The 25296-nt window shown below is 69.3% G+C and carries 18 protein-coding genes and 1 pseudogene; 11 read left to right on the top strand and 8 right to left on the bottom strand.

The features are described 5' to 3' along the window. Positions 1-2: 2 nt before the first annotated feature. The 6 genes from CCO03_RS18930 to CCO03_RS18905 all read left to right on the top strand — a co-directional run bounded on the left by CCO03_RS18930 (position 3) and on the right by CCO03_RS18905 (position 5760). The gene (locus CCO03_RS18930) at positions 3-710 is read left to right on the top strand and encodes an SPOR domain-containing protein (protein WP_087283623.1); all 708 of its coding nucleotides are present in this window, start codon (positions 3-5) and stop codon (positions 708-710) included. Positions 711-854: 144 nt separating this feature from the next. Continuing rightward, on the top strand, positions 855-1487 hold the full coding sequence (locus CCO03_RS18925; RefSeq protein WP_087283621.1) for a thiol:disulfide interchange protein DsbA/DsbL: 633 nt from the start codon (positions 855-857) through the stop codon (positions 1485-1487). A 104-nt stretch (positions 1488-1591) separates the two neighbouring features. Continuing rightward, complete coding sequence (lptA, locus tag CCO03_RS18920) at positions 1592-2215, top strand: lipopolysaccharide transport periplasmic protein LptA (protein ID WP_087283620.1); 624 nt, start codon at positions 1592-1594, stop codon at positions 2213-2215. Further along, positions 2212-3009, top strand: coding sequence for an LPS export ABC transporter ATP-binding protein (lptB, locus tag CCO03_RS18915; protein WP_087283618.1), 798 nt, complete (start codon positions 2212-2214; stop codon positions 3007-3009). The genes lptA and lptB overlap by 4 nt, the downstream gene beginning before the upstream one ends. Positions 3010-3020: 11 nt before the next feature. Beyond that, positions 3021-4601, top strand: a complete 1581-nt coding sequence (locus tag CCO03_RS18910; protein WP_087283616.1) for an RNA polymerase factor sigma-54 — start codon at positions 3021-3023, stop codon at positions 4599-4601. 235 nt (positions 4602-4836) lie between these two features. Then, positions 4837-5760, top strand: a complete 924-nt coding sequence (locus CCO03_RS18905) for a porin (protein ID WP_087283614.1) — start codon at positions 4837-4839, stop codon at positions 5758-5760. Between the two features lie 104 nt (positions 5761-5864). On the opposite strand, the gene CCO03_RS18900 is transcribed toward CCO03_RS18905, so the two are convergent. Together CCO03_RS18900 and CCO03_RS18895 are read right to left on the bottom strand one after the other, a co-directional pair. Next, positions 5865-7244, bottom strand: coding sequence for a sensor histidine kinase (locus tag CCO03_RS18900; protein ID WP_087283612.1), 1380 nt, complete (start codon positions 7242-7244; stop codon positions 5865-5867). Then, complete coding sequence (locus tag CCO03_RS18895) at positions 7241-7936, bottom strand: response regulator transcription factor (RefSeq protein ID WP_087284943.1); 696 nt, start codon at positions 7934-7936, stop codon at positions 7241-7243. Before CCO03_RS18895 ends, CCO03_RS18900 begins: the two co-directional genes overlap by 4 nt. Positions 7937-8066: 130 nt before the next feature. On the opposite strand from CCO03_RS18895, the gene CCO03_RS18890 reads away from it, so the two are divergent. Genes CCO03_RS18890 through CCO03_RS18880 form a run of 3 tightly spaced genes read left to right on the top strand, consistent with a single transcriptional unit; the run spans position 8067 to position 13668 of the window. Beyond that, positions 8067-9215 carry an efflux RND transporter periplasmic adaptor subunit gene (locus CCO03_RS18890; RefSeq protein ID WP_157667803.1) on the top strand — a complete coding sequence of 383 codons (1149 nt, stop codon included), beginning with the start codon at positions 8067-8069 and terminating at the stop codon, positions 9213-9215. A 9-nt stretch (positions 9216-9224) separates the two neighbouring features. After that, positions 9225-12329, top strand: a complete 3105-nt coding sequence (locus tag CCO03_RS18885) for an efflux RND transporter permease subunit (RefSeq protein ID WP_087283609.1) — start codon at positions 9225-9227, stop codon at positions 12327-12329. Further along, positions 12316-13668 (top strand): TolC family protein, encoded by a 1353-nt coding sequence (locus tag CCO03_RS18880; RefSeq protein WP_087283606.1) that lies wholly within the window; start codon positions 12316-12318, stop codon positions 13666-13668. Before CCO03_RS18885 ends, CCO03_RS18880 begins: the two co-directional genes overlap by 14 nt. 86 nt (positions 13669-13754) lie before the next feature. On the opposite strand, the pseudogene CCO03_RS20790 reads toward CCO03_RS18880, so the two are convergent. From CCO03_RS20790 to CCO03_RS18865, 4 genes and pseudogenes are all read right to left on the bottom strand, one after another. Then, positions 13755-13841 (bottom strand): annotated as a pseudogene (locus tag CCO03_RS20790) (electron transfer flavoprotein subunit beta/FixA family protein); the annotation flags it as partial. 330 nt (positions 13842-14171) lie between these two features. Beyond that, positions 14172-15089 (bottom strand): phosphatase PAP2 family protein, encoded by a 918-nt coding sequence (locus CCO03_RS18875; RefSeq protein ID WP_087283604.1) that lies wholly within the window; start codon positions 15087-15089, stop codon positions 14172-14174. Between the two features lie 276 nt (positions 15090-15365). After that, positions 15366-15893 (bottom strand): Dps family protein, encoded by a 528-nt coding sequence (locus tag CCO03_RS18870; protein ID WP_087283602.1) that lies wholly within the window; start codon positions 15891-15893, stop codon positions 15366-15368. 444 nt (positions 15894-16337) lie between these two features. Beyond that, the gene (locus CCO03_RS18865) at positions 16338-17294 is read right to left on the bottom strand and encodes a LysR substrate-binding domain-containing protein (protein ID WP_087283600.1); all 957 of its coding nucleotides are present in this window, start codon (positions 17292-17294) and stop codon (positions 16338-16340) included. 392 nt (positions 17295-17686) lie between these two features. On the opposite strand from CCO03_RS18865, the gene htpG reads away from it, so the two are divergent. Continuing rightward, complete coding sequence (gene htpG, locus CCO03_RS18860) at positions 17687-19726, top strand: molecular chaperone HtpG (RefSeq protein WP_087283598.1); 2040 nt, start codon at positions 17687-17689, stop codon at positions 19724-19726. A 267-nt stretch (positions 19727-19993) separates the two neighbouring features. Here htpG and ybeY read toward each other — a convergent pair whose 3' ends face one another. Beyond that, a complete protein-coding gene (gene ybeY, locus CCO03_RS18855) occupies positions 19994-20455 on the bottom strand; it encodes an rRNA maturation RNase YbeY (RefSeq protein WP_087284941.1) in 462 nt (153 codons plus the stop codon). A 305-nt stretch (positions 20456-20760) separates the two neighbouring features. On the opposite strand from ybeY, the gene CCO03_RS18850 reads away from it, so the two are divergent. Then, positions 20761-23826, top strand: coding sequence for an ExeM/NucH family extracellular endonuclease (locus CCO03_RS18850; protein ID WP_087283595.1), 3066 nt, complete (start codon positions 20761-20763; stop codon positions 23824-23826). A 322-nt stretch (positions 23827-24148) separates the two neighbouring features. Here the strand turns inward: CCO03_RS18850 and CCO03_RS18845 are convergent, their stop codons facing one another. Continuing rightward, positions 24149-25234, bottom strand: a complete 1086-nt coding sequence (locus CCO03_RS18845; RefSeq protein ID WP_087284940.1) for a Bug family tripartite tricarboxylate transporter substrate binding protein — start codon at positions 25232-25234, stop codon at positions 24149-24151. Positions 25235-25296 lie beyond the last annotated feature (62 nt).

The raw sequence follows: 25296 nt of genomic DNA, 5'->3' as shown, positions 1-25296 counted from the left end.
GCATGACTTTGCAGACGCGTCAGTCCCAGCATGGGGGCACCATCCTGGGCATCATCCTCGGCATCCTGTTCGGCTTGGCCGTGGCCGTCGCCGTCGCCCTGTACGTGGGCAAGGTGCCGGTGCCGTTCACCAACCACAACCAGCCGCGTACGGCGGATCAGGACGCGGCCGAGGCCGAGCGCAACCGCAATTGGGACCCGAACTCACCGCTGGGCAGCCGCGGCACCGGGGTGCGCCAGCCCTCGGTGACGGGCGCCGTGGGCGGGGCGTTGGTGCCGCCGGCCGACGACAACGTCGCCACGACCACCTTGCCGCCGCCGCAACCGTCGCTCGTGCCCGATTCGGACACCACGCCGCCGCCGCCCAAGCCGCCGGCCTCCAAGCCCGCGCCCAGTGCCAAGCCCAGCGACGACCCCCTGGGCGACCTGCTGCGCGAGCGCGCTGGCACCGCGGCCAACGCCCGTTCGGGCGACCCCTTCACCTATTACGTGCAGGCGGGGGCATTCCGCTCTTCGACCGACGCCGACGCCCAGCGCGCGCGCCTGGGCATGCTGGGCATCCAGGCCCGCGTGACCGAGCGCGAGCAGGCCGGCCGCACGGTGTACCGCGTGCGCGTGGGCCCGTTCGACAACAAGGAAGCGGCCGACCGCGCCAAGGCCCAGCTGGACAACAACAGCGTGGATTCCGCGCTGGTGCGTGTGCAACGCTGATGTGAGGCAGTATGGTGCGTTAGCCGTTGAGCCATGAACGGCAATGCGGTCATACTGCACACTTGGCCAGTCCATCAACGGGGCGCTGCGGAACTTGCGCCAACCCTGCCGCTCTATGAGGGCCTCTAGGAGAATGCTTTGACCATGAAACGACGTGATTTTTCGATGGGCTTGGTGGCCGTGGCCGGCGCAGGTCTGGTGCCCACGGGCGCCTGGGCGCTGACCGCGGGCAAGGACTACGTGGCGCTGTCCAAGAAGGCACCTGTGGCGGCCGCGGCGCCCAAGGTGGAAATTGTCGAGTTCTTCTCGTACGGCTGCGTGCACTGCATGCATTTCGAGCCCCAGTTCGAGAACTGGATCAGCAAGGCCCCCAAGGACGTGGTGGTGCGCCGCGAGCACGTGGGCTTCAACGCCGCCTTCGAGCCGCTGCAGCGCCTGTTCTACGCCCTGCAGGCCCTGGGCCAGCTCGAGAAGGTGCACGCCAAGGTCTTTGCCGCGCTGCAGACCGAGAAGATCCGCGTCGACAAGGAAGACGTGGCCGCCGACTGGGTGGCCAAGCAAGGCGTGGACAAGGCCAAGTTCCTGGCCGCGTACAAGTCCTTCGGCGTCTCGACCAAGGTCAAGCAGGCCATCGTGCTGCAACAGGCCTACCAGGTCGAAGGCACGCCGGGCTTTGGCATTGCGGGCAAGTACTACACCGACCCCAGCCGCACCGGCGGGTTTGCAGGCATGCTGCAGGTGGCGGACACCCTGATTGCCCAGGAACGCAAGGCATAAGGCCGAGGCCGCAGTCTAGAGGCTGCAACCGACGAGCCCGCCTTGGCGGGCTTTTTCGCGCTCGCTACAATCAAAAATTGGTGAAAGCAAAAAACGTGCCTCATATGAAACCGATTCCTCGTCTGCTGGCGGCGCTCCTGTTGTCGGGCCTGGCCACGTTCGCGCAGGCCGAGCGTGCCGATCGCAGCAAGCCGATGAACATCGAGGCCGATGCGCTGACCTACGACGACAAGCAGAAGCTGTCGGTCTTCACGGGCAACGTGGTGCTGACCAAGGGCAGCATCATCATGCGGGGCGGCAAGCTCGAAGTGCGCCAGGACGACGCCGGCAACCAGTTCGGCGTGCTGTACGCAGCGGGCACCAAGCGCGCGTTCTTCCACCAAAAGCGCGAAGGGGTGGACGAGTACATGGAGGGCGAAGGCCGCACCATCCATTACGACAGCAAGGCCGACACCGTTCGCCTGGTGCAGCAGGCCGAAATCCGCCGCCTGATGGGCACGCGCGTGGCCGACACCATCACCGGCAGCGACATCCTCTACAACAACACCACCGAGGTGGTCACCGTCGATGGCGGCGTGCGCTCGGCCACCGACCAGGGCACCCCCGTGCCGGGCCGCCAGGGCCGCGTGCGCGCCGTGCTCACGCCGCAGACACCCGCGGGCGGCGCGCCAGCGCCGGGCTCGACGCCGCTGCAGCCCTCGGGCAGCCTGAACCAGGAGCGCCCATGAGCGGCCTGGCCGAGGCAGCCGGCGTGGCCGCTGCGCCCGCCGCCACGGACCGCCACAGCCGGCTGGACGTGCAGCACCTGCGCAAGGCCTATGGCAAGCGCACCGTGGTGCACGACGTGTCGCTGGCCGTGCGCTGCGGTGAGGTCGTCGGCCTGCTGGGCCCCAATGGCGCGGGCAAGACCACGTCGTTCTACATGATCGTCGGCCTGGTGCGGGCCGACGCCGGCGAGATCACCATCGACGGCCAGTCGGTGCAGCGCCAGGCCATGCACCTGCGCGCGCGCATGGGCCTGTCCTACCTGCCGCAAGAGGCCTCGATCTTCCGCAAGCTCACCGTGGCCGAGAACGTGCGCGCCGTGCTCGAGCTGCAGCGCGACGCCCACGGCAAACCGCTGAGCCGCGACGAGATCGAGTCGCGCCTGACCACGCTGCTGCAGGAGCTGCACGTGGAGCAGCTGCGCGACTCGCCCGCGCCGTCGCTCTCGGGGGGCGAGCGCCGCCGGGTCGAGATTGCCCGTGCGCTGGCCAGCCAGCCGCGCTTCATCCTGCTGGACGAGCCCTTTGCTGGCATCGACCCCATCGCCGTCATCGAGATCCAGCGCATCATCGCCTTCCTGAAGGCCCGCGGCATCGGCGTGCTCATCACCGACCACAACGTGCGCGAAACCCTGGGCATCTGCGACCACGCCTACATCATCAGCGAGGGCCGCGTGCTGGCCCAGGGCACGCCGGCTCAGATCGTCGACAACGCCGAGGTGCGGCGCGTGTACCTTGGCGAAAACTTCCGCATGTAAGCCGCGTCGCGATGAAGCAAGGCCTGTCGCTCCGTGTCTCGCAGCACCTGACGCTGACCCCGCAGCTGCAGCAGTCGATCCGGCTGTTGCAGCTGTCCACGTTGGAACTCGACCAGGAGGTCGAGCAGATGCTGGGGGACAACCCCTTCCTCGACCGTGAAGACGGCGAAGCGCCGCAGGAGGACTTCGGTCTGGCCCAGGCCGATGCCCACGTGAGCGTCGGGGACCGCATCAGCGAGCGCGCCAGCGAAACCGAGTCTGCCAGCGAGCGTCCGGACCGTGAGCCAGCCGGTGGTGATGACGAGTATGGGGCATCCTCCGGTGATACAGACAACGACGCTGGCGTGAACTGGGAGGGTGATGGCTCCAACGCCCTGTCGCCCGACGATGGCGAGTGGGGCGGCGATGCGCTGCCGCGCGGCGCTGGCGCCCCCGACGACGACGCGCTGGATGCGAGCGAGCGCACCGGCATGCACGAGTCGCTCTACGACACGCTGCACCGCCAGGCCCTGGCCCTGCACCTGTCCGACGTGGACCGCGCGGCGGTGTACTTCATCATCGAATCGCTGAACGAAGACGGCTACCTCGAAGAGTCCGTTGACGACCTGGCCGACGGCCTGCGGCCGACCGACGTGGACCAGCGCGACGAGCTGATCGACCGCCTGATGCTGGCGCTGCGCCTGGTGCAGGCCATGGAGCCCACCGGCGTGGGCGCGCGCGACCTCAGCGAATGCATGTGCCTGCAGCTCGACGCACTGCTGCAGGCCAACCCCGACGACGCCATCGCCACCGTGGCGCGCGACATCGTGCGCCACCCGATCGACCTGATCGCGCGCCGCGATGCGCGCAAGCTGTCGCAGCTGTGCGGCTTCAGCGAAACCACGGTGCGCACCGGCCTGGCCTGCATCAGCCGGCTCGAGCCCAAGCCCGGTCGCCGCTTCGTCAACGTCGAGCGCAACATCGTGGTGCCCGACGTCATCGTCTCGCGCATCGAGGGCAACGGCGCCAACCCGCGTTTTCGCGTGCGCCTGAACCAGGAGGTGATGCCCAAGCTGCGCGTGAACGACGTCTACGCCAATGCCCTGCGCGGCGGCAAGAGCGACTCGCACCAGGCCCTGCAACAACGGCTGCAAGAAGCGCGCTGGTTCATCAAGAACATCCAGCAGCGCTTCGACACCATCTTGCGCGTGTCGCAGGCCATCGTCGAGCGCCAGCGCAGCTTCTTCATCCATGGCGAGCTGGCCATGCAGCCACTGGTGCTGCGCGAAATCGCCGATGAGCTGGGCCTGCACGAATCGACCATCTCGCGCGTGACCACGGCCAAGTACATGGCCACGCCGTTCGGCACCTTCGAGCTGAAGTATTTCTTCGGCTCCGGGCTGGACACGGAGGCCGGTGGCAGCGCCTCGAGCACGGCGGTGCGGGCGCTCATCAAGCAGTTCATCGCCGAAGAAAACCCCAAGAAGCCGCTGTCGGACAACCAGATCTCCGAGATGCTCAAGGAGCAGGGCATCGACTGCGCGCGCCGCACGGTGGCCAAGTACCGCGAGGCCATGCGCATCCCCACGACCACATTGCGTCGAGCATTGTGAGGGGTATGGGGAAGTTTACGTTATCTTGACGGCCATTTCTGGCAAGTACTCCATAATCGTTTGCCTGGCTCTGCAACATTGCCAGAGCCATGGATGTGTTGCAGTGACCCCCATGTGACGGGCTGTTAGGGGCTTGGCACAGAGGTTGCTCGTATCACTGTGAACGTCGCAAGACTGCACCGAGGTGGTGCGAATTGCACCGTTTTGGATTTGGATTCACGCCACGAGGACTTTCATGAAACGCACCCATCTGCTCATCCCTGCACTGCTCCTGAGCTCGCCTTTCGCCATGGCCCAATCGTCGGTCACCTTGTACGGCCTGGCCGACCTGGGCCTGGGCAAGCTCGATGGCGCCAAGACCCAGATGCAGGGCAACACGGTGATGAACAACACCAACAGCCACATCGGCCTGCGCGGCGTGGAAGACCTGGGCGGCGGTCTGTCGGCCGGCTTCAACTTCGAGACCGAGCTCAACGCCGAGACCGGCGCGGGCGATGGCGGCTGGACGCGCCAGGCCAACGTCTGGCTGGGTGGCAACTGGGGCACGTTCAAGATGGGCCGCATGAACCACCCCTCGTTCTTCGGCTACCTGGCCTGGGAAGCGACCGGCAACGCCAACTACTCGGTGGTGGCCAACACCTACGGCATCGTGGGCGTGGGCGAACGCTCGAGCAGCATGTTCATGTACAGCACGCCCGACATGGGCGGCCTGCAGGGCAACCTGGGCTACGTTTTCAAGGCCGACAACGGCGGCGCCGCGCGCACCGACCTGAGCCTGACCTACGCCAACGGCCCCATCTCGGCCGGCTTCTCGGCCAACAAGACCAAGGGTGAGAAAGCCAACTGGGCCCTGGGCGGCAAGTACAACTTCGGCGCCTTCACGCTGAATGCTTCGTACAACGACACCCGCACCCTGGCCGTGGCGACCAAGCGCAGCGGTGTCAGCGTGGGGGGCACGGTGGCCTTCGGCGCTGCCAGCGTGACGCTGGACGTGACGCGTGACCTCAAGCACGAGCTGGGCAACGCCGATCTCAAGAAATACACCAACGCGGTGGTCGAGGCGAAGTACAACCTGTCCAAGCGCACCTCGGTGTATGGCGCGGTGCTGCGTCTGGACAGCACCACCAACTACGGTGTGGGTTTGATGCACACCTTCTGACCTGAGGAGGAACCTGTCCTTTTTCTGCAATTCTCCGAGTTGGCCCGGCTTTGCCGGGCTTTTTTTTGCCTCATCCTGGGGCGCGTCTCGGGGTCTCGGGGATATCAGGCCGCGGGCAGCACCAGCCGGGCGCGCAGGCCCGGGTGGGTGTTGTCGAAACTCAGCTTGCCCAGGTGAACCTGGGCGATGGCCTGCACCGAGGCCAGGCCCAGGCCCAGGCCAGGGTGGTCGCTGTGGGCGCGGAAGAAGCGTTGCGTCAGCTTTTCCAGGGCGGCCGGCGGCGCGCCTGGCCCCTGGTCGGACACCGTCAACTCGATGGCGGGCCCCAGTTCGCCGTGCTGCAGGGCAAGCGCGCCGAGCACGATGTGCACCCTGCCATCCGCTTCGCGCCCGTGTTTGAGCGCGTTCTCGATCAAGTTACTCAGCGCGCTGGCCAACAGATTGGCATCGCCCAGGCAGTACAGGCCACTCGGCGATTGCAGCGTCAGCGTTCCGCCCTGATCCTCCACCAGCGGGGCGTACAGGTCTTCGGCTTCGGCCAGCAGGCTGGTGACGTCGACCGGGGAAAACTGCATGCGCAGCGCGCCGGCCTCCACCTCGGCGATGGCCAGCAGGCGGTCGAACATGGCGCTGATCTGCAGCAGCTCGTCCGAGAAGGCTTCGAGGTCCAGCTCGCCAGGGCGGCCGTCGGCTTGCAGGCGCAGCGCGTCCAGGCGCAGGCGCATGCGCGTGAGCGGCGTGCGCAGGTTGTGGGCGATGGTGTTGGAGACGTTGCGGATGCCGTCCATGAGGGACTGCAGCTGGTCCAGCATGTGGTTGATGTCGCGGTACAGCAGCGTGAACTCGTCGCGCTGGTTGGGGTCGACGGCGATGCGCTGCTCCAGCCGGCCGGCAGCCACCTGCGTCATGGTGCTGCGGATGTGGGCAGCGCGCTCTTCCACCAGGCGGCGGAACCCCACGGCGCCAAAACCGATGATGAGCAGGCTGATCAGCGCCGTCCAGCTGCTGGCGCGGATGAACAGGTGCTCCATGTCTTCGAGGGCCCGGATGTCGTGGCCGATGATGAGCATCTGCCCACCGTCGAGCTGCATGGCCTGCACGCGCGCCACGTGTGTCTGGTGGTGGCGCACCACCTGCACCTCGCGCGTGCCGAAGCTGCTCAGCACACGCGGGTTCTTGAGGCTGGCGTTGCCGAACAGCGTGTGACCCTGGGCGTCGGTGACCATGAGCACCTCGGAGTCGCTGTTCACGCCGTCGTTGAGCGTCTGCTGAACCTCCCGCTCCAGCGCCGCCACGCCCGAGGTGCGGGCGATGAGCTCCATGCGGTGGCGGCTGGTGCTGGTGTACTGGTCCAGGCGGGCGCGCATGGTGCCCAGCATCTGCAGGTAGAACATGCCCAGCACGATGGTCACCGTCAGCACGATGAGGGCGCCATGGCGGAACGCCACCTGAAAGGCGATGGAGCTCCACGGCTTGCCGGTCATGGCAGGGCGTCGGGGTTGCTGGTCAGGCTGTAGCCGATGCCACGCACGGTGTGGATGAGGGCGGGCGAAAAGCCCTTGTCCACCTTGGCGCGCAGGCGGCTCATGTGCACGTCGATCACGTTGGTCTCGGGGTCGAAGTGGTAGTTCCAGACCGCTTCCAGCAGCATGGTGCGCGTCACCACGCGGTCGGCATGCTGCATCAGAAAGCTCAGCAGGCGAAACTCGCGCGGCTGCAGCGCCAGGGCCTGGCCGGCGCGTTCGGCCTTGCGCGCCATCAGGTCCACGCGCAGGTCGGCCACCTCCAGGCGGTAGCCGCTGGGGGCGGTCTGCGAGCGGCGCAGCAGGGCGTCGATGCGGGCCGACAGCTCGGTGAAGGCAAACGGCTTGGTCAGGTAGTCGTCGCCGCCGGCATTCAGGCCGGCCACGCGCTCGTCGATGGCCGACAGCGCGCTGAGGATGAGCACCGGCGTGGTGCTGCCCGTGGCGCGCAGGGCCTGCACGATCTTCAGGCCGTCGAAGTCGTTCGGCAGCATGCGGTCCAGCACGATGACGTCCCAGCCCTGGCCCACGGCCAGCGCCAGGCCCTGGACGCCGTCGCGGCACAGCACGACATCGGCGCCTTGCTGGCGCAGGCCGTTGCTGAGGTACTGCGCGTTGATCACGTCGTCTTCGACGATGAGGATGCGGTGCATGGTCAGCGATTGTGCACGCCGGGCCTGGCTGGCCGCCGGCCGCATTACGGATTGGTCATGTGAAGTTAAGCCATCGCCAGCACCCCCACACCTAGCATGCGTCCCGACCCAATCCAACGAGGGAACCGGTATGAGGACACGAGACATGGTGCATGCAGCCTGGCTGCAGCGAACCGCGGCGCCACTGGGCGCCTTGGCCCTGGCGCTGAGCCTGGGCGCCTGTGGTGGCCACACCGCGGCCGAGGTGCAGGGGGCGCCACGGGCGCCCGCGCTGCTGGCCGACCAGGTGCGCGTGAGCGAGGGGGCGCTGAAGATGTTGTCCGTGCAGCCGGTGAGCCAGGTGCAGGCGCTGCCGGCCACGGCCATGCCAGCGCAGGTGGCCTTCGCCGACGACATGATCGCGAGCGTGCCGGCGCCGGTGGCGGCGCGCGTGGTCAGCGTGCACGCGCACGCGGGCGACGTGGTGAAGCAGGGCGAGGTGCTGGCCGTGCTGCTCAGCACCGAGGCCTTGCAGACCCGCAGCGAAGTGGCGGCGGCGCGCATCGCACGCGATGCCGCCTCGACCGAGGCACAACGCCAGCAGGCCATGCACGAGCGCGGCGTGGGCACCGAGGTCGAGCTGCGCGCGGCGCAGGCCAAGCTGCGCGAAGCCCAGCAGGAGCTGAGCCGGGCGCAGGGCGCGGCGCACTGGCTGGGCGGTGGCCAGGGCGACCGCCTCGAGGTGCGTGCACCGCGCACCGGCGTGGTGGCGCAGCGCACGGTGGGGCCGGGCGCTGCGGTCGAGGCCGGCACGGCGCTGTTCATGGTGGGAGACCCCCAGTCGCTGGGCGTCAGCGCCCAGGCGTTCGAGGCCGACCTGGCGCAGTTGCGCGTCGATGCCGAGGTCAGCGTGACCTTGCCGCAGCTGGCGCGCCAGGTGCCGGGCCGCGTGCGGCACATCGCGGCCGAGCTGGACAAGGACACGCGCCGGGCCACGGTGTTCGTGGCCCTGCAGGAGGCCGTGCCCAACCTGCGGCCCGGCATGCAGGCCAAGGTCGAGACCCTGGGCAGCAGCGCCCGCGACACCGTGGTGCCGGTGTCGGCGGTCCTCATCAAGGACGGCAGCCGCTCCATCGTCTACGTGCAGGGCGACGACCCCGGCACCTTCTCGGCCAAGGACGTGCGCCTGGGCCAGCCCGTGCGCGGCGTGGTGCCGGTGCTGGACGGCCTGGCGCTCGACGACCGCATCGTGACGCGCGGGGGCTTGCTGCTCGACGGCGCGGCCAGCCAGATGTTGTAAAGGCAGCCTGTGTTGCGAGCATTGATTTCATTCGTGGTGCACCGGCGCCTGCTGGCGCTGTGCGCCACCTTGCTGGTGGCCATCTACGGGGTGTATGCCTACACCAAGACCGCCATCGAGGCCTATCCCGACGTGACCAACGTGCAGGTCGGGGTGATTGCCCAGGCCCCGGGCCTTGCGCCCGAGGAGGTTGAGCGCCAGATCACCCAGCCGCTGGAGCGCGAGCTCAACGGCACGCCCGGCCTGGTGTCGCTGCGGTCGGAGAGCTACTTCGGCCTGTCGATGATCAACCTGGTCTTCGACGACGACGCGCAGAGCTTCAGCGCCCGCGCCGAGGTGGCGCAGCGCCTGCCGCAGGCCGACCTGCCCGAGGGCGTGACGCCCGAGATGGCGCCCGACTACACGCCGCTGGGCAAGGTGTACTACTACCAGCTGCAGAGCGACCGTCACACCCTGGCCCAGCTGCGCACCGAGCAGGAATGGCACATCGCGCGCGTGCTCAAGCAGGTGCAGGGCGTGGCCGACGTGGTCAGCATCGGCGGCTTCGTGATGGAGTACCACATCGAAGTCGATCCGCAGAAGACGCAAGCGCTGGGGATCTCCATCGAAGACGTGGCCGAGGCGCTGGAGAAATCGAACCGCAACGTGGGCGGCGGCCTCATGCGCCGCGGCGAGCAATCGCTGATCGTGCGCGGCATCGGCCTGCTGACGCACCCTGAAGACCTGTCGCGCGTGGTCATCCGTGCGGCCGATGGTCAGGCCATCACCGTGGGCGACGTGGCGCAGGTGCTGCAGTCGTACACGCCGCGCCAGGGCTCGGTGGGCATGGACGCGCACGACGACGTGGTGCAGGGCATCGTGCTGCTCAAGCGCGGCGCCAACCCGTCCGAGGTGCTGGACCAGATTCACCTCAAGGTGGCCCAGCTCAACGGCAGCGAGCTGCCGCAGGGCATGCAGATGATCCCGGTGTACGACCGCTCGGAGCTGGTCAGCCACACCCTGAGCACCGTGCAGCACAACCTGCTGTTCGGCGCCGTGCTCATCGTCAGCGTGCTGTGGCTGGTGCTGCGCAGCCTGCGCGGCTCGCTCATCGTGGCCACCGTCATCCCGCTGTCGCTGCTGGTGGCCTTCATCGGCCTGCACCTGCTGGGCATGCCGGCCAACCTGATCTCCATGGGCGCCATCGACTTCGGCATCATGGTCGACGGCGCCGTGGTGCTGGCGGAGAACATCATCCGCAACGCGCGCCTCAAGCAGCCCAAGACGCAGGCCGACATGCGCCACATCATCATCGACTCGGCCGTGGCCGTGGCGCGTCCCACGCTGTTTGCCATGGCCATCGTGATCGCGGCGCTGATCCCGGTGTTCACGCTCGAGAGCATCGAAGGCCGCATCTTCCGGCCCCTGGCCATGACCTACACCTTCGCCCTGATCGGCGCGCTGGTGTTCGCCATGGCGCTGGTGCCGGCCCTGTGCGCACTGCTGCTCAAGCCCAAGCACGTGATGGTGGAAGAGCCCAAGCTGTTCGTGCGCATGCACACCGGCTACGAGCACTTCGTGGCAGGCGTGGTGCGCCGCGCCTCGGGCCGCACCGCGGTGCTGGTGGTGGCCGTGGCCATGCTGGTGGTCACCGGCATCTCGGCCAAGTGGCTGGGTACCGAGTTCCTGCCCGAGCTCGACGAGGGCGACGCCTACGTGCTGGTGCAGATGCCGGCGTCCATCTCGCTGGAGAAGGGCCAGGAGGTGCTGCGCGACGTGCGCGAGCGCCTGGGGCGCTACCCCGAGGTGATCACCGTGGTGTCGGAACAGGGGCGGCCCGAATCGGGCACCGACAACGAGACGTTGAACCTGGCCAAGGTGCTGGTGCGCCTCAAGCCCCATGCCCAGTGGACCAAGGGCTTGACCAAGCCGGCGCTGATCGAGCAGATGCGCGAGAGCCTGAGCGAGATCCCGGGCGTGGCCTTCAACTTTGCGCAGCCCATCCGCGACAGCGTCGAGGAATCGACCTCGGGCGCGCGTGGCCAGGTGGTGCTCAAGGTGTTCGGCGCCGACATCCCCAAGCTGCGCGAGTTGCTCAAGGACACGGTGGACCTGGTCAAACCCATCGAGGGCGTGGTCGATCTGGACCTGTACCGCGATGCGCCTGCGCCCCAGATTCATGTGAAGTTCGACCGCGATGCGTTGGCTCGCCAAGGCATTCCCATGGATACCGCGCAAGGCACGCTGGAGATGGCCATGGCCGGCCGGGTGGTGACCACCTTGTGGGAGGGCGCCACGCCGGTGCCGGTCCGTGTGCGTCTGCCCTTCGTCGACCGCATGGACGAGGCCCGCATCGGCGAGATCGCCATCGCCAAGGCCGACGGCCACACGGTGCCGCTGCGCTCGCTGGCCCACGTGGGCGTGGAGATCGGCAACGCCTCCATCTTCCGCGAGGGCAATGCGCGCTACATGGCGCTCAAGTTCAACGTCGAGGGCCGCGACATCGGCTCGGTGGTGCAGGAGACGCTGCGCAAGTTCAACGAGTCCATCAAGCTGCCCGAAGGCTATGTCGCCGTCTGGGGCGGCGAGTGGGAGAACCAGCAGCGCGCGGCCGCCCGCCTCAAGGTGGTGGTGCCGCTGTCGCTGCTGGTGGTCTACGCGCTGCTGTTCAGCGCGCTGGGCCGCGCGCGCAGCGCCGGCGTGATCGTGCTGTGCGCCCCGTTCGCCATGGTGGGCGGCGTGCTGGCGCTGCACCTGACGGGCATCGAGCTGTCCATCAGCGCGGCCATCGGCTTCATCGCCCTGCTGGGGCAGGTGGCGCTGGCCGGCTTGCTGGTGCTGTCGGCCATCGAAGAGCGGCGCCGGGAAGGCCAGGGCTTGATCGAGGCCACCGTGCTGGGTGCGGCCGAGCGCATGAACTCGGTGATCCTGGTGGCGCTGCTGGCTTTGTTGGGCCTGCTGCCCATGGCCTTGTCCACCGGCGTCGGCAGCGAAACGCAGCGGCCTTTCGCCTCGGTGATCGTGGGCGGCATGATCGCCATGCCGGCCATCGCGTTGATTCTCTTGCCCGTGCTCTATGTGTTGCTGGGCCCCAAGACCATGCAGACCGTGGAGGAAACCGATGAACAAGCGTGATCACCTGAGCCGCCGACGCGCGCCGCGCCGACCCCGAGGCCTGTGGTGGGTGTGTGCGCTGGCGGGCGCGCCCGGCCTGGTCTGGGCCCAGGCCGGGCCGGCGCCCGAAGCCTCGCGCGTGGTGCTGGCCACGGTGGCCTCGGCCCAGGCCGGCCAGCCTTCGGGGGCGGCACCGGCGGTGGCGTTGCCCGCTGCGCTGACGCTGGAGGAGTTCCTGCAGCTGGTGCTGACCCGCAGCCCCGACCTGGACGCCGAACGCCTGAACATCGAGGCCGCCCGCGGTGACACCCTGGCCGCGGGCACCTGGCCCAATCCCGTGCTCAGCGCCTCGCGCAAGCCGGGGGAAAAAGAGCTGGGCATCGAGCAGCCGCTGCCCATCTTTGGCCAGGTGACGCAGCGCAAGGCCACCGCCCGCCAGGCCGAACGGCAGGCCGAGGCCGACACGGCCGAGCAGGTGGCCAAGCGCCTGGGCGAGGCCGGTGACGCGTTCGTGGACGCGCAGATGGCCGAGCAGCGCGAGCGCGTGTGGGCCCAGGCCCAGCAGCAGATGCGCGAGGCGCTGCGCATCGTGCAGGGCCAGATCACGGCCGGTGCGCGCAGCCGCTACGACGGCGAGCGCATGGCGCTCAAGCTCAGCCAGCTGGACGTCAGCCTGTCGCGCGCCCGCGCCGAGCGGCTGACCGTGGCCGGCCGCATGGGCACGCTGGTGGCCGCGCCCACCTGGCAGCCGCGCGCGCTGGGGCCGCTGCACCCGCCGCCGGACGACCTGTACGCCGATGCCGCGGCGCTGTGGGCCCAGGCGCGTGAACGCGTGCCCGCCCTGCAGGCCGCGGGCAGTGCCGTCGAGCTGGCCAACCAGCAGCTGGCCCTGCAACGCAAAGAGGCCCTGCCCACGCCCAGTGTGTCGCTGGCCCGTGTGCGCAACCGCCAGGAAGGCCACTACAACCAGGTCGGCGTCTCCATCGAGCTGCCCCTGTTCGACCGCAAGCAGGGCGAGATCGCCCGGGCCAAGGCCGAGCTGCAGCAGGCCCGGTACCGCCGCACGGCCGCCGAGGTGGAGGCCGAGGCTCAGGTGCTGCAGAGCGTGCAGCAATACCGGCTGCGCCGCGATGCGCTGCTGGCCTTCGAGCAGCACGAGCGTGACCAGCACGGCAACCTGGCCACCATGGCCGACGACGCCTACCGGCTGGGCCAGGGCAGCATCCTGGACTACATCGACTCGCTCGAGACCCTGCGCGAGCGGCAGATGGACAAGCTGGAGCTGGTCGAAGACATGCTGCGTGCGCAGTGGACGGTGCGCCAGGCCATTGGGCAGTTGCCTGTGCTGCCTCCGCAGTGAGGCCCCTCAGGGGCCAAGGATGGGCTGCGGGGGCGGTGAACCGGTGGCCTAGCCCGGCCTGGTCCGGCCAACGGTGCCACGCGCCCTGGCTGGCGCACGAAGGCGCCGGCCATCTGGCCGGTCTGGTTGGCGCCGTCGTCGATGGCTTGCTTGCCGCAGATGACGAGGCCGGGGTCGACACCCAGCACCTCGCGCGGCTTCTCGTTCGGTGCTGGTTTGCCCGAATCCACCGCCATGTCCGCCATCGACGGGCATGCTGGTTGAGCAGGCTTACACCTGTGTTGACAAGTATCGTGCCATCACCGATGTGGAGACATCGGAAGTGGCGTGATACCCATGAATGCTGAGCGATGGCCCATCCGAAGATGCGTCTGGATCGTCGCCCCCGTCAGCCGGCCCGCTTGTGTCCCCTCAGGGCCAGTCCGGGCCCTCGGCCGTCACGGCGCGGCCCGGCATCGGTCATATTCCCAGCGCGTGGGCGCCCGAGCCTGCCTCGTGCGGTCTCAGGCCCGCAGCCGGCGCAGGGCGTACAGGGCCAGGCACAGGCTGGCGGTGCCCAGCGCCCAGCCGGCGAGCACGTCGCTGGCCCAGTGGGCGGCCAGCACCACGCGCGAGACGCCGATGGCCAGCGCCCAGCCCCAGGCCAGCACCAGCCAGGCCACGCGTTGCGCGCGCGGCAGCGCGGCCGTCATCAAGGCCGCCAGCAGGGTGTAGGCCAGCAGGCTGCCAGCGGCATGGCCGCTGGGGAAGCTGTCGCCTGAGAGCACCAGGCCGTGCAGGTTTTCGGGCCGCACGCGTTCAAAGGTCAGCTTGAACACGCGGATCAGCAGGCCCTGGGCGACGATGAAGAACACCCACACCTGCAGGTCCAGCCAGCGCCGGCGCCAGGCCAGCAGCCCGGTCACCGCCAGGCTCAGCAGCGCCAGGAACAGCACGTCGCCGGAATCGGTGAGCGCCCGCAGCGTGGCCAGGCCGGCGGTGGACACCTGCTGCATGCGCAGGGTGGCGCCCTGTTCGGCGGCGGTGTCGAGCGCCTGCCAGGCCGCGTGGCCCGGCCCGCCGTGCACGCCCCAGGCACACAGCGCGAACACGGCCAGGGCCAGCAGCGCCAGGCCGCCCCAGGGGCCGTTGGATTCGGGGGCGGCCGGCGTGGCGGCGCCCAGGCTGGCACGCAGTGCGGCCTGGCCGAGGTGACGCCGCCGCAGCGCCAGGTAGCGCCACAGGCCGGCCGCCAGCACCAGGGCCAGCAGCAGCGGCATGAAGGGGTCCAGCCCGTGCAGGGCCTGCGCGACCTGGGCCGCGGCTTCGGGCGCGACCGGGCTGGGCGGTGACACGGCCACGGAGGCCGCGGGTGTTGCGGCGGCCAGCTCGGCGGCGGGCGCGGTCGAAAGCGCGGCGGAAGAGGTCAACGGCGTGGGCATGGCAAGGGGTGCGGCCGGCCAGGTGCGGCCGGCAAGGTGCGACCGGCACCCAGGTGGGACGAAGCGCAGCCCGTCAGCGGGCGGCAAGGAAGGTGGACGCCGCCCACAACCGGCTGCCCGTCGGCCCAGGCTGGGCGGCGAGCGGCCGCCGGTGGATGGCCGGATGTTCGCCGCGTGACGCTGGCGCGCGATGGGTGCCTGTGTGGCTGAGGGTGCGGGGTATTGACCTGCTGGCGATTGATTTTCATCGCCAACGGATGAATACCCTGGTTTCAATCACTCTTCGAGCAGCGAGCGCAGCATCCAGGCGGTTTGCTCGTGCACGGTCAGGCGCTGCGTCAGCAGGTCGGCCGTGGGCTCGTCGCCGGCCTTGTCGGCCAGCGGGAACAGCTCGCGCGCGGTGCGCGCCACGGCTTCGTGGCCGTCGACGAGGATGCGCACCATCTCCATGGCCTTGGGGGTGACCGTGGGCGCGTCGGCCAGGCTGGTCAGGTTGCCGTACTCGGCGTACGAGCCCGGTGCCCGGTGGCCCAGCGAGCGGATGCGCTCGGCGATGGGGTCGACGGCGTTCCACAGCTCGGTGTACTGCCCCATGAACATGGTGTGCAGCGTGTTGAACATGGGGCCGGTCACGTTCCAGTGGAAGTTGTGCGTGGTGAGGTACAGCGTGTAGGTATCGGCCAGCAGCTTGGACAGGCCTTGCGAGATGGCGGCGCGGTCCTTGTCGGCGATGCCGATGTTGATGGCGGGCGTGCCGGTGGCGGCTTTGGCGACCTTGGCGCTGGGTTTGCTGGACTTGGCCATGGAGACTCCTCAAGGGGGTTGGTGTGCACGACAAAACGGCACCCTAGCGTGTGCCGGGGCAGCGGGCACTGTAACGCCAGCCACGACCGGCCCGCCGGCGATGGCCGTGCAAATCCGGGCGCTGCGGCTGGTCTGGTACGGCTGGTCTGGCACGGTCTGTTGGGCACGACCGGTCTGGCATGGCCGATCTGGCGCGGCTGGGCGGCATGCCCCAGTGGCGGGGCCGAAGCGGAACCGAAGCGGGACCGAAGCGGAAACGCTGCGGCATCGTGACGGGGCCGTTGTGGGACTGCGGGGCGATCGACCTGCGCCGCATCCCGCCAGCGCCTAGACCCACTGCACGCGATGGCCTGTGTGCCGTGGCCGTCGTGCCTGCCCGCATGCCGGCGCCAGCGTCGCGCTCGGCCGGCTGCTGCGCGCGAATGGGGTGGGTGGAGAGCCGGGTCAATCCAGGCGCGTGGCGCCCGGCAGCGTGCAGGCCAGGATGGCGCTGCGCAAGGCGACGATGGCCTCGTAGCGCGGAAAGCTGCGCCGCCACACGATGACCACGCGGCGCGAGGGCGGCAGGCCGGTTTCCTCGTCGACCACGGGGCGGTAGACCACCAGGCCGGCGTCGTCGTGCGCGCCGCTGGCGACCAGGTGCTGCGGCACCGACAGGCTGGGCACCAGCGTCACGCCCATGCCGGCGGCCACCATGTGCTTGATGGTTTCGAGCGACGAGCCCTCGAAGCTCTTGCGGATGCCCTCGGCATCGCTCGAAAAGCGCGCGAATTCGGGGCAGACCTCGAGCACATGGTCGCGGAAGCAATGCCCCGCGCCCAGCAGCAGCATGGTTTCGGCCTTCAGCTCGGTGGCGGTGATGCGCTCGCGCCGGGCCAGCGCGTGCTCCTTGGGCAGGGCGGCCAGAAAAGGCTCGTCGTACAGCGGCACCGCGGCCAGCCCGGCATCGGGGAAGGGCTCGGCCAGGATGGCGCAGTCGATCTCGCCCATGCGCAGCATTTCCAGCAGCTTGACGGTGAAGTTCTCCTGCAGCATCAGCGGCATCTGCGGCGTGGTGTCGATCACGCGCCGCACCAGCTCGGGCAGCAGGTAGGGGCCGATGGTGTAGATCACGCCCAGGCGCAGCGGGCCGGCCAGCGGATCCTTGCCGCGCTTGGCGATTTCCTTGATCTCGGCCGCCTGCTCCAGCACGCTCTGGGCCTGGCGCACGATCTCGGCGCCCAGCGCCGTCACGCCGATCTCGCCCGAGCTGCGCTCGAACAGCTTCACGTCCAGCTCTTCTTCCAGCTTTTTGACGGCCACCGACAGCGTGGGCTGCGAGACGAAGCAGGCCTCGGCGGCGCGGCCAAAGTGCTTTTCGCGGGCCACGGCCACGATGTACTTGAGTTCGGTCAGGGTCATGTTGGGGTGGGGGCTGTCCGCTGCACAGTGCCGGGCGGATCGGGGCGGGCGCATCGGGCCTCGATGGGCCGCCCCGCCGGCAATGATATGCGTCGGGGGCGGCCGGCGCCGCGCAGGGCCACAGCCGGTTGGCAGCCGCCGCGACACGGGCCGACGCTCGCGTGGGCCGCGGCTGACTTGAAATGCAGGCCGGTGGCCGCACCTGCAGGGCCGACTCGCGGGGGCGCGTGCGAGCGGCCAGCGCCGCCGCTGCGAGACGCCTCCTTCGCGCCCAGGCTCACGCCTGCTGCCACCGTGGCCAATCGGTGGGCAGTATGGATGAGTTGGCGTTTCATTGACGACGTGAACCGGTGCATACTCGCGGGTTCACTGCATTTGACCTGAATCACACCATGAGCAAACACGCCCATTCCTTTCAGGCCGAGGTCGCGCAGCTGCTGCACCTGGTCACGCATTCGCTGTATTCGAATTCCGAAATCTTCCTGCGCGAGCTGATCTCCAACGCCTCGGACGCCTGCGACAAGCTGCGCTTCGCGGCGATTGCCGACGCCACGCTGTACGAAGACCAGCCCAACCTGGACATCCGCATCGCCTACGACCAGGACGCCCGCACGCTGTCCATCACCGACACCGGCATCGGCATGAGCGAGGCCGACGCCATCGCCAACCTGGGCACCATCGCCAAGAGCGGCACGCGCGAATTCATGGGCAAGCTGACCGGCGACCAAAAGGCCGATTCGCAGCTCATCGGCCAGTTCGGCGTGGGCTTCTACTCGGGCTTCATCGTCGCCGACCGCATCACGGTCGAGTCGCGCCAGGCCGGCCTGCCGGCGGAGCAGGGCGTGCGCTGGGAGAGCGCCGGCACCGGCGATTTCAGCGTCGAGGCCATCTCGCGCGCCGCGCGCGGCACGACCGTGACGCTGCACCTGCGCGAAGACGCCCTCGAGTACGCCAGCAACTGGAAGCTCAAGGAGCTGATCGGCAAGTACTCCGACCACATCGGCGTGCCCATCCTGCTCGAGAAAGAGACCTGGCAAGAGGGCGAAGAGGGTCAGCCCGGTGGCATGGTGAAGACCGGCGAATGGGAAACCGCCAACCAGGCCAGCGCGCTGTGGACGCGGCCCAAGAAGGACATCAGCGACGAGCAGTACCGCGCCTTCTACACCCAGACCTTCCACGACCACGACGACCCGCTGGCCTGGACGCACAACCGCGTCGAGGGCAGCACCGAGTACACGCAGCTGCTGTACCTGCCGGGCCGTGCGCCCATGGACCTGTTCCAGCGCGACGCCAAGACGGGCGTGAAGCTCTACGTCAAGCGTGTGTTCATCATGGACGACGCCTCGGCCCTGCTGCCCAACTACCTGCGCTTTGTGCGCGGGGTGGTGGATTCGGCCGACCTGCCACTCAACGTCAGCCGCGAGCTGCTGCAGGAAAGCCGCGACGTGCGCGCCATCCGCGACGGCAACACGCGCCGTGTGCTCGGCATGATCGAAGACCTGGCGAACAAGGCCAGAACGCCGGCGGACAGCGCCGAGGGCAAGGTGGACATCGGCTCGGGCGACTCGACCCCGGCCCCCGAACCCACGCCCTCGGCCGATGGCGTGACCGACGTGGTGGACAAGACCGCGGCCGACGAAGCCGCCAAGTTCGCCGATGCCGCCGACCGCTTCACGCGCTTTTACAGCGCCTTTGGCGTGGTGCTCAAGGAAGGCCTGGGCGAAGACTTCGGCAACCAGCAACGCATCGCCAAGCTGCTGCGCTTCGCGTCGACCACGACCGACACCGTCACCGTGTCGTTTGCCGACTACAAGGCGCGCATGAAGGACGGCCAGGAGGCCATCTACTACATCACCGCCGACTCGCTGACCGCCGCGCGCAACAGCCCGCAGCTCGAGCTGTTCCGCAAGAAGGGCATCGAGGTGCTGCTGATGGGCGACCGCGTGGACGAGTGGGCCATGGGCTTTTTGACCGAGTTCGACGGCACGCCGCTGCAATCGGTGGCCAAGGGCGCGGTTGACCTCGGCTCCCTGCAGGACGAGGGCGAAGCCCAGGCCGCCGAAGCCGCGGCCGAACAGCTCAAGCCCGTGCTCGAACAGATCAAGCAGGCCCTGAGCGGCCAGGTGGAGGACGTGCGCGTGACCACCCGCCTGGTCGATTCGCCCGCCTGCCTGGTGGTCAAGGATGCCGGCATGAGCCTGCAGCTGGCGCGTCTGCTCAAGCAGGCCGGCCAGCCCGTGCCCGAGGTCAAGCCCGTGCTCGAGGTCAACCCCGAACACGCGCTGATCCAGCGCCTGCAGGCCAGCGCCGACAGCCCCGACTTCGGCGACCTGGCGCACGTCATCTTCGACCAGGCCCTGCTGGCCGAAGGCGGCCTGCCCGAAGACCCGGCGAGCTACGTGCGGCGGGTGAACGCGCTGCTGACCAAATAAGGCAGTATGGCCTGCTGGCCGATGAAAATGCATCGGTAAGCCTTGCATACTGACTCAAAGCCCTGTGCAACCCACAGGGCTTTTTGCATGAGCCGCCCGTTCAGCCGGGCGGGTGTTTGCGCGGTGCACCGATGTGGGCCTGCACACCGGATCCGCACGGGCGTCGGGCCGCTCGGTGGCGCCGGGTGTGGCCATCAGGGCGCGCCATGGCCCGTAGGATGGGCCGCTGTCGCCACGCGATCCCTGGCTGGGGCCGCGGCGACGCGGTCAGTCCTTGGCGTACGGGTCGGCGAAGCCCAGGCCCTGCATGATCTCGGTTTCGTACGCCTCCATCTCGTTGGCGTCGGCTTCGCTGGTTTCGTGGTCCCAACCCTGGGCGTGCAGCGTGCCGTGCACCAAGAGGTGTGCGTAGTGTTCTTCGAGCGATTTGTTCTGCTCAGCCGCTTCGCGCGCCACCACCGGAGCGCACAGCACCAGGTCGGCCGTCACCAGGGGCTCTTGGGTGTAGTCGAAGGTGAGGACGTTGGTGGCGTAGTCCTTGTGCCGGTAGTCGCGGTTGAGCTGCTGGCCTTCCTCGGCGTCGACGATGCGCACCGTGATCTCGGCCGGCAGCGCCAGCGCATGGCGGATCCAGCGCGCGACCTTGTGGCGCGGCAACACGGCGCGGTGGGCGGCGGCCTCGTCGAAGCGCGCGAATTGCAGGGACAGGGAAAGGTCGGGCAAGGGCATGGTGGGCGTGGGCTGCGGTGCAGCCGCCATTGTCGCGTGGCGGCTGGGTGTGCTTGCGGCACCCAGGTCTGCACGCCGGGCCAGCGCGCCTGCGGGCCCGTGTTGCCACCGCGGTGGTCGCTGTGCGGTTGCGTGGCACACCGGTGCGCGCCACGCAGGCGATTCGGCGGTCCTGGCGGGGACCCGATACCCCGCAGCGCGCTGGCGCCATCTGGGGTCTGTCATGGAACTGCCGCCAGACCGACACAGGGTTTTCATGGCGGGCTGTCACAAATCAGGGTTTGACCTGATGGGTGAGTTGTTCCATGACCGTGTGTGTGTCGGCGCTGCGCGCGCCTGGTGATCTGAGTCGGCCCCGTGGGGCCTTGCCCGCCGTGCGCGGTGGCCTGTCGGCGGTGGCTGCGGCCCTGCTGCTGTGGGGACCCGCGGTCCAGGCGGCCACCACGCTGGCGGCCGGCGACGTGGCGCTGGTGTCGTTCAACGCCACCCCCAGCGATGACTTTGCCTTCGTTGTGCTGCGTGACCTCAAGGCCGGCACCGTCATCCATTTCAGCGACAACGGCTGGACGGCCGGGGCCACGTTCCGCCCCAACGAGGGGTATGTGGATTGGACGGCCACGGTGGCCGTGAGCGCGGGCCAGGTGGTGCGCATCAGCCAGGCCGACACCTCGCCCACGGCCAGCACGGGCACGGCCGTCAAGCGCAGCAGCTTCAACCTGGCCAACGACGACAGCCTGCTGGCCTACCAGGGCGCCGATGCCTCGCCGAGCTTCGTTTACGGCGTGCAGAACCAGGCCAGCTGGAACGCCGATGCCACGTCATCCACCACCAGCAGCCTGCCGGCGGACCTGATCACCGGCCAGACGGCGGTGGCTGCCAAACCCGGTGGCTCGAGCATGGCCTACACGGGCCCGACCACGGGCAGCCCGGCCGCGCTGCGGGCCGCCATCGCCACGGCCAGCAACTGGGCGGCCAATGCCAGCCCGCCCACGGCGTTCACGCTGGGCGAGGGCGGAGGGGGCACCACGCCCGATCCCGAGCTGGCGATCACGCCCATTTCGCGCATCCAGGGCCGCTGCGACGCGTGCTCGATGGCGGGGCAGACCGTGCGCATCGAGGGCGTGGTGACGGCGGTGCTGCCCGGCCTCAAGGGTTTCTTCGTGCAGACCGAGGACGGCCAGACCGACGGCGACGACGCCACGTCGGAAGGCCTGTTCGTCTACGCCGGGACCTTGCCGGCCGGTCTGGCCGTGGGGCAACTGGTGCGTGCGCAGGGCGCGATCAGCGAGTACCGGAACCTGACCGAGATGACGCTGAACGCGGCCGAGTTCGAGATCGATGTGCGCACGCCGGCCATGCCGCGGCCCGTGACCCTCACGCTGCCGGTTGAGGATGTCGGCGTGTGGGAGCGGCACGAAGGCATGCTGGTCGAGGTGAAGGCGGCCGGTGGACAGGACCTCGTGGTCACCGACAACTACTACCTGGGCCGCTACGGCACGCTGACGCTGGCCACCGAGAAGCAGCTGCAGTTCACCGAGGCCCATGCCCCCGACGCGGCGGCTTACGAGGCCTACCTGGCGCAGGTGCTGCGTGCGCAGATCGTCCTGGACGATGGCGTGAGTGCGCAGAACCCGGGCGAGCTGCCTGGCCGCCACGGCCAGCCGCTGTCGGCCGGCAACACCTTGCGCACGGGCGACACCACGCCGCGCATCGTGGGGGTGCTGGACCAGCTGGTGGCCGGCACCGAAGCCGCCAACCAGACCAGCTACCGCGTGCAGCCCACCGAGGCCGTGGTGTTCCAGGGTGAGGCCAGGCCCACGCCCGAATCGCTGGCGGCCGAGCTGGGCTCACCCGACGTCAAGGTGGTGGGCGCCAACGTGCTGAACCTGTTCACCACGCTGGGCTCGGCCAGCTTCACCACGCCGCTGGGCAACAGCATGTCGGGGCGAGGTGCCGAGGACGAGGTCGAGCGCGACCGCCAGTTGGCCAAGATCGTCAGCACGCTGGTCGGCATGGACGCCGACGTCTATGGCCTGAACGAAATCCAGAACAACGGCTTTGGCGCCGACAGCGCGCTGAAGATGCTGGTCGACGCCATGAATGCCAAGGCAGGCGCCGGCACCTACGACTACGTGAAGGGCCCGTTCCAGATCGGCAGCGGCCACACCGTGGCCGGCGCCGGCACCGACGCCATCTCTGTGGCGCTGGTCTACAACACCCGCCGGGTGAGGCCGCATGGCCAGGCTGCCGCGGCCGACGTGGCGCGCTACGACGCCTTCAACGCCACCTATGGCAGCCGCGTGCCCGTGGCGCAGACCTTTGCCCCCGTGGGCAACGACGAGGCGGCACGCCAGTTCACGGTGGTGGTCAACCACTTCAAGTCCAAGGGCTCGGTGAACGACCCCGATGTGGGCGATGGCCAGGGCGCCAACAACCAGGCGCGCCGCCGCGCCGCGGCCCAGCTCGCGACCTGGCTGGCCACCAACCCCACCGGCGCCGCCAACACGCAGACGGTGCTGGTGGGCGACTTCAACGCCTACGCCCAGGAAGACCCGGTCAAGGACCTGGAAGCCAGCGGCTTCCGCAAGGTGAGCCAGGGCACGTCCTACCTGTTCCAGGGCCTGCACGGGTCGCTGGACCATGTGTTCGTCAGCGAGTCGCTGGCCGATCGCGTCGGCCGGGTGATCAAGTGGCGCATCAACGCCGACGAGCCCACGGTGCTGGACTACAACACCAACTACAAGTCCGCCGCGCAGATCGCGGGCTACTACAGCGAGGCGGCCTACCGCTCCAGCGACCACAACCCCGTCATCCTGGGCCTGAGCTGGCGCACCCCGCCCGACCCCGAGGCCGGCGAAGACTTCGAGCTGGACACCGGCGGCGGCGCGGTGCAGGGCAACCTGGCCGGCGGCGGCGCGACCTGCCGCCTCGACGCCAGCCCCAGCAGCGTCAGCGGCCCCGGCAGCCGGCCGGCCGGCTTCACCTTGCCGTACGGCATGCTCGCATTCAGCGCCTCGGACTGCGACGAGGGTGGCACCGTCACCCTCACGCTGAGCTACCCCGACACCCTGCCGGCCGGCGCGCAGTACTGGAAGTGGGGTCCCACGGCGGACAACGCCGAGCCGCACTGGTTTGCGCTGCCCACGCAGGTGGAGGGCCGCACCGCGCGCGTCACCATCACCGATGGCGGCCTGGGCGACGGCGACCTGACGCGCAACGGTCGCGTGGTGGATCCCGGTGGCATCGCCGTGCCGCTGGCCGTGCCCGGCGGCACCGTGGCGCCCGTGCCCAGCCTGGCGGCCTGGGCGCAGCTGGCGCTCGCGGGCCTGCTCGGTGGCGCGGCGGCCCTGCGTCGCCGACGTCGGGCTTGAGCACAGGTTGACCAAAGTCATGGGCAGTACGGCTCGCTACCGATGAGTAAACCATCGGCAAGCGAGCGTACTGGTCAACATGGCCCATGGGTGCTTGTGCACCCCGGGTGCAGCCTGTGGCGTCCTGCAGCCAGGGCCCGTTCCGTGTCCTGCGGTGGCGCTCCGGCCATGGCCGCTCCGCCGCACGCCTGAAGCGAATGGATGGCCGGGTTCCGCGTTGCGGTCGGGTGCGGGCACTGCGTGCCGTGCACCTTCAGGCTGTGCCGATACAGGCCGTGTCGACGCAGGCCGTGTCGATGCAGGCCGTGTCGATGCAGGCCGCTCAATCGGGCCGGATGTTCTGCCGCTCGATCAAGCCGCTGAGCAGCTGGCGCTCCTCGGCCAGCTTGGCCTTGAACGCGGGCGTGCTCAGCGCCACCGTTTCCGCGCCCAGCTCGCCGTAGCGGGCGTTCACCGTGGCGTCGGCCAGGGCCTTGGCCACGGCAGCGTCCATGCGGCGGACCAGCTCGGGTGGCGTGCCGCGCGGGGCCCAGAGGCCAAACCAGATGTCCAGGTCGGCGCCGGCAAAGCCCTGTTCGGCCACCGTGGGCACCTCGGGAAAGAAGGGCGACCGCTTGCTGCTGACGATGGCCAGCAGCCTGACCTTGCCCGAGCGGATGTGCTGGAACGCGATGCCGGGGTCGCAGACGAAATCGGCCTGGCCAGCCACCACATCCTGCAGCGCCGGCGCGGCGCCCCGGTAGGGCGCGTGCACGAAGTTCACGCGTGTGGCCTGCTTGAACAGCTCGCAGGCCAGGTGCGGCGCGGTGCCCGTGCCGGCCGAGGCGAACGCCAACTGCTGCCCGGGCTGCTGGGCGAGCTTGACCAGCTCGCCCACGTTCCGGGCCGGCAGGCCGGGCTTGGTGACCAGGTACATCTGGGTCTTGCCCATGCCGGCCACCGGCACCAGGTCGCGCGCCGGGTTCACCTGGGCCTTGAACAGCGACGGGTTGGCCGTCTCCACCGTGGTGGGCGCCACCAGGAAACTGTGGCCGTCGGGGGCGGCGCGTGCGACCTCGGCCACGGCGATGTTGCCGCTCGCGCCGGGTTTGTTGTCGATCACCACGGGCTGGCCCAGCTGGTCGGACAAGGCCTTGCCCACCAGGCGCGCCATCACGTCGGTGGTGCCGCCGGGCGCAAAGCCCACCACGATGCGGATGGGCTTGGCGGGCCAGCGCGCCTCGCTGGAGGGGGCAGCCGGCTGGGCCGGTGGCGTGGCCTGGGCCAACGCCAGGCCGCAGCCCAGCAGGCTGGCGAGCACGAGCGATGCGCAGCGGCGCGTTCGAGGCCACGCGCCCAGGGTGGTGCGGCGTGCGCCAGCGGGCGTGCGCGGCGGCGCCGCCGCAGGGGTCACAGGGCAGGGGGTCATGGTTGTCTCCGGTGCCACCGGGGTGGCGGTTGGGCGCGCGTCAGGCGCGGGGGAATGCCACG

Source organism: Comamonas serinivorans (assembly GCF_002158865.1).
Taxonomy (GTDB): domain Bacteria; phylum Pseudomonadota; class Gammaproteobacteria; order Burkholderiales; family Burkholderiaceae_C; genus Comamonas_E; species Comamonas_E serinivorans.
Note: the sequence above shows the minus strand (reverse complement) of the source record. Positions and strands in the feature narration are given on the sequence as shown.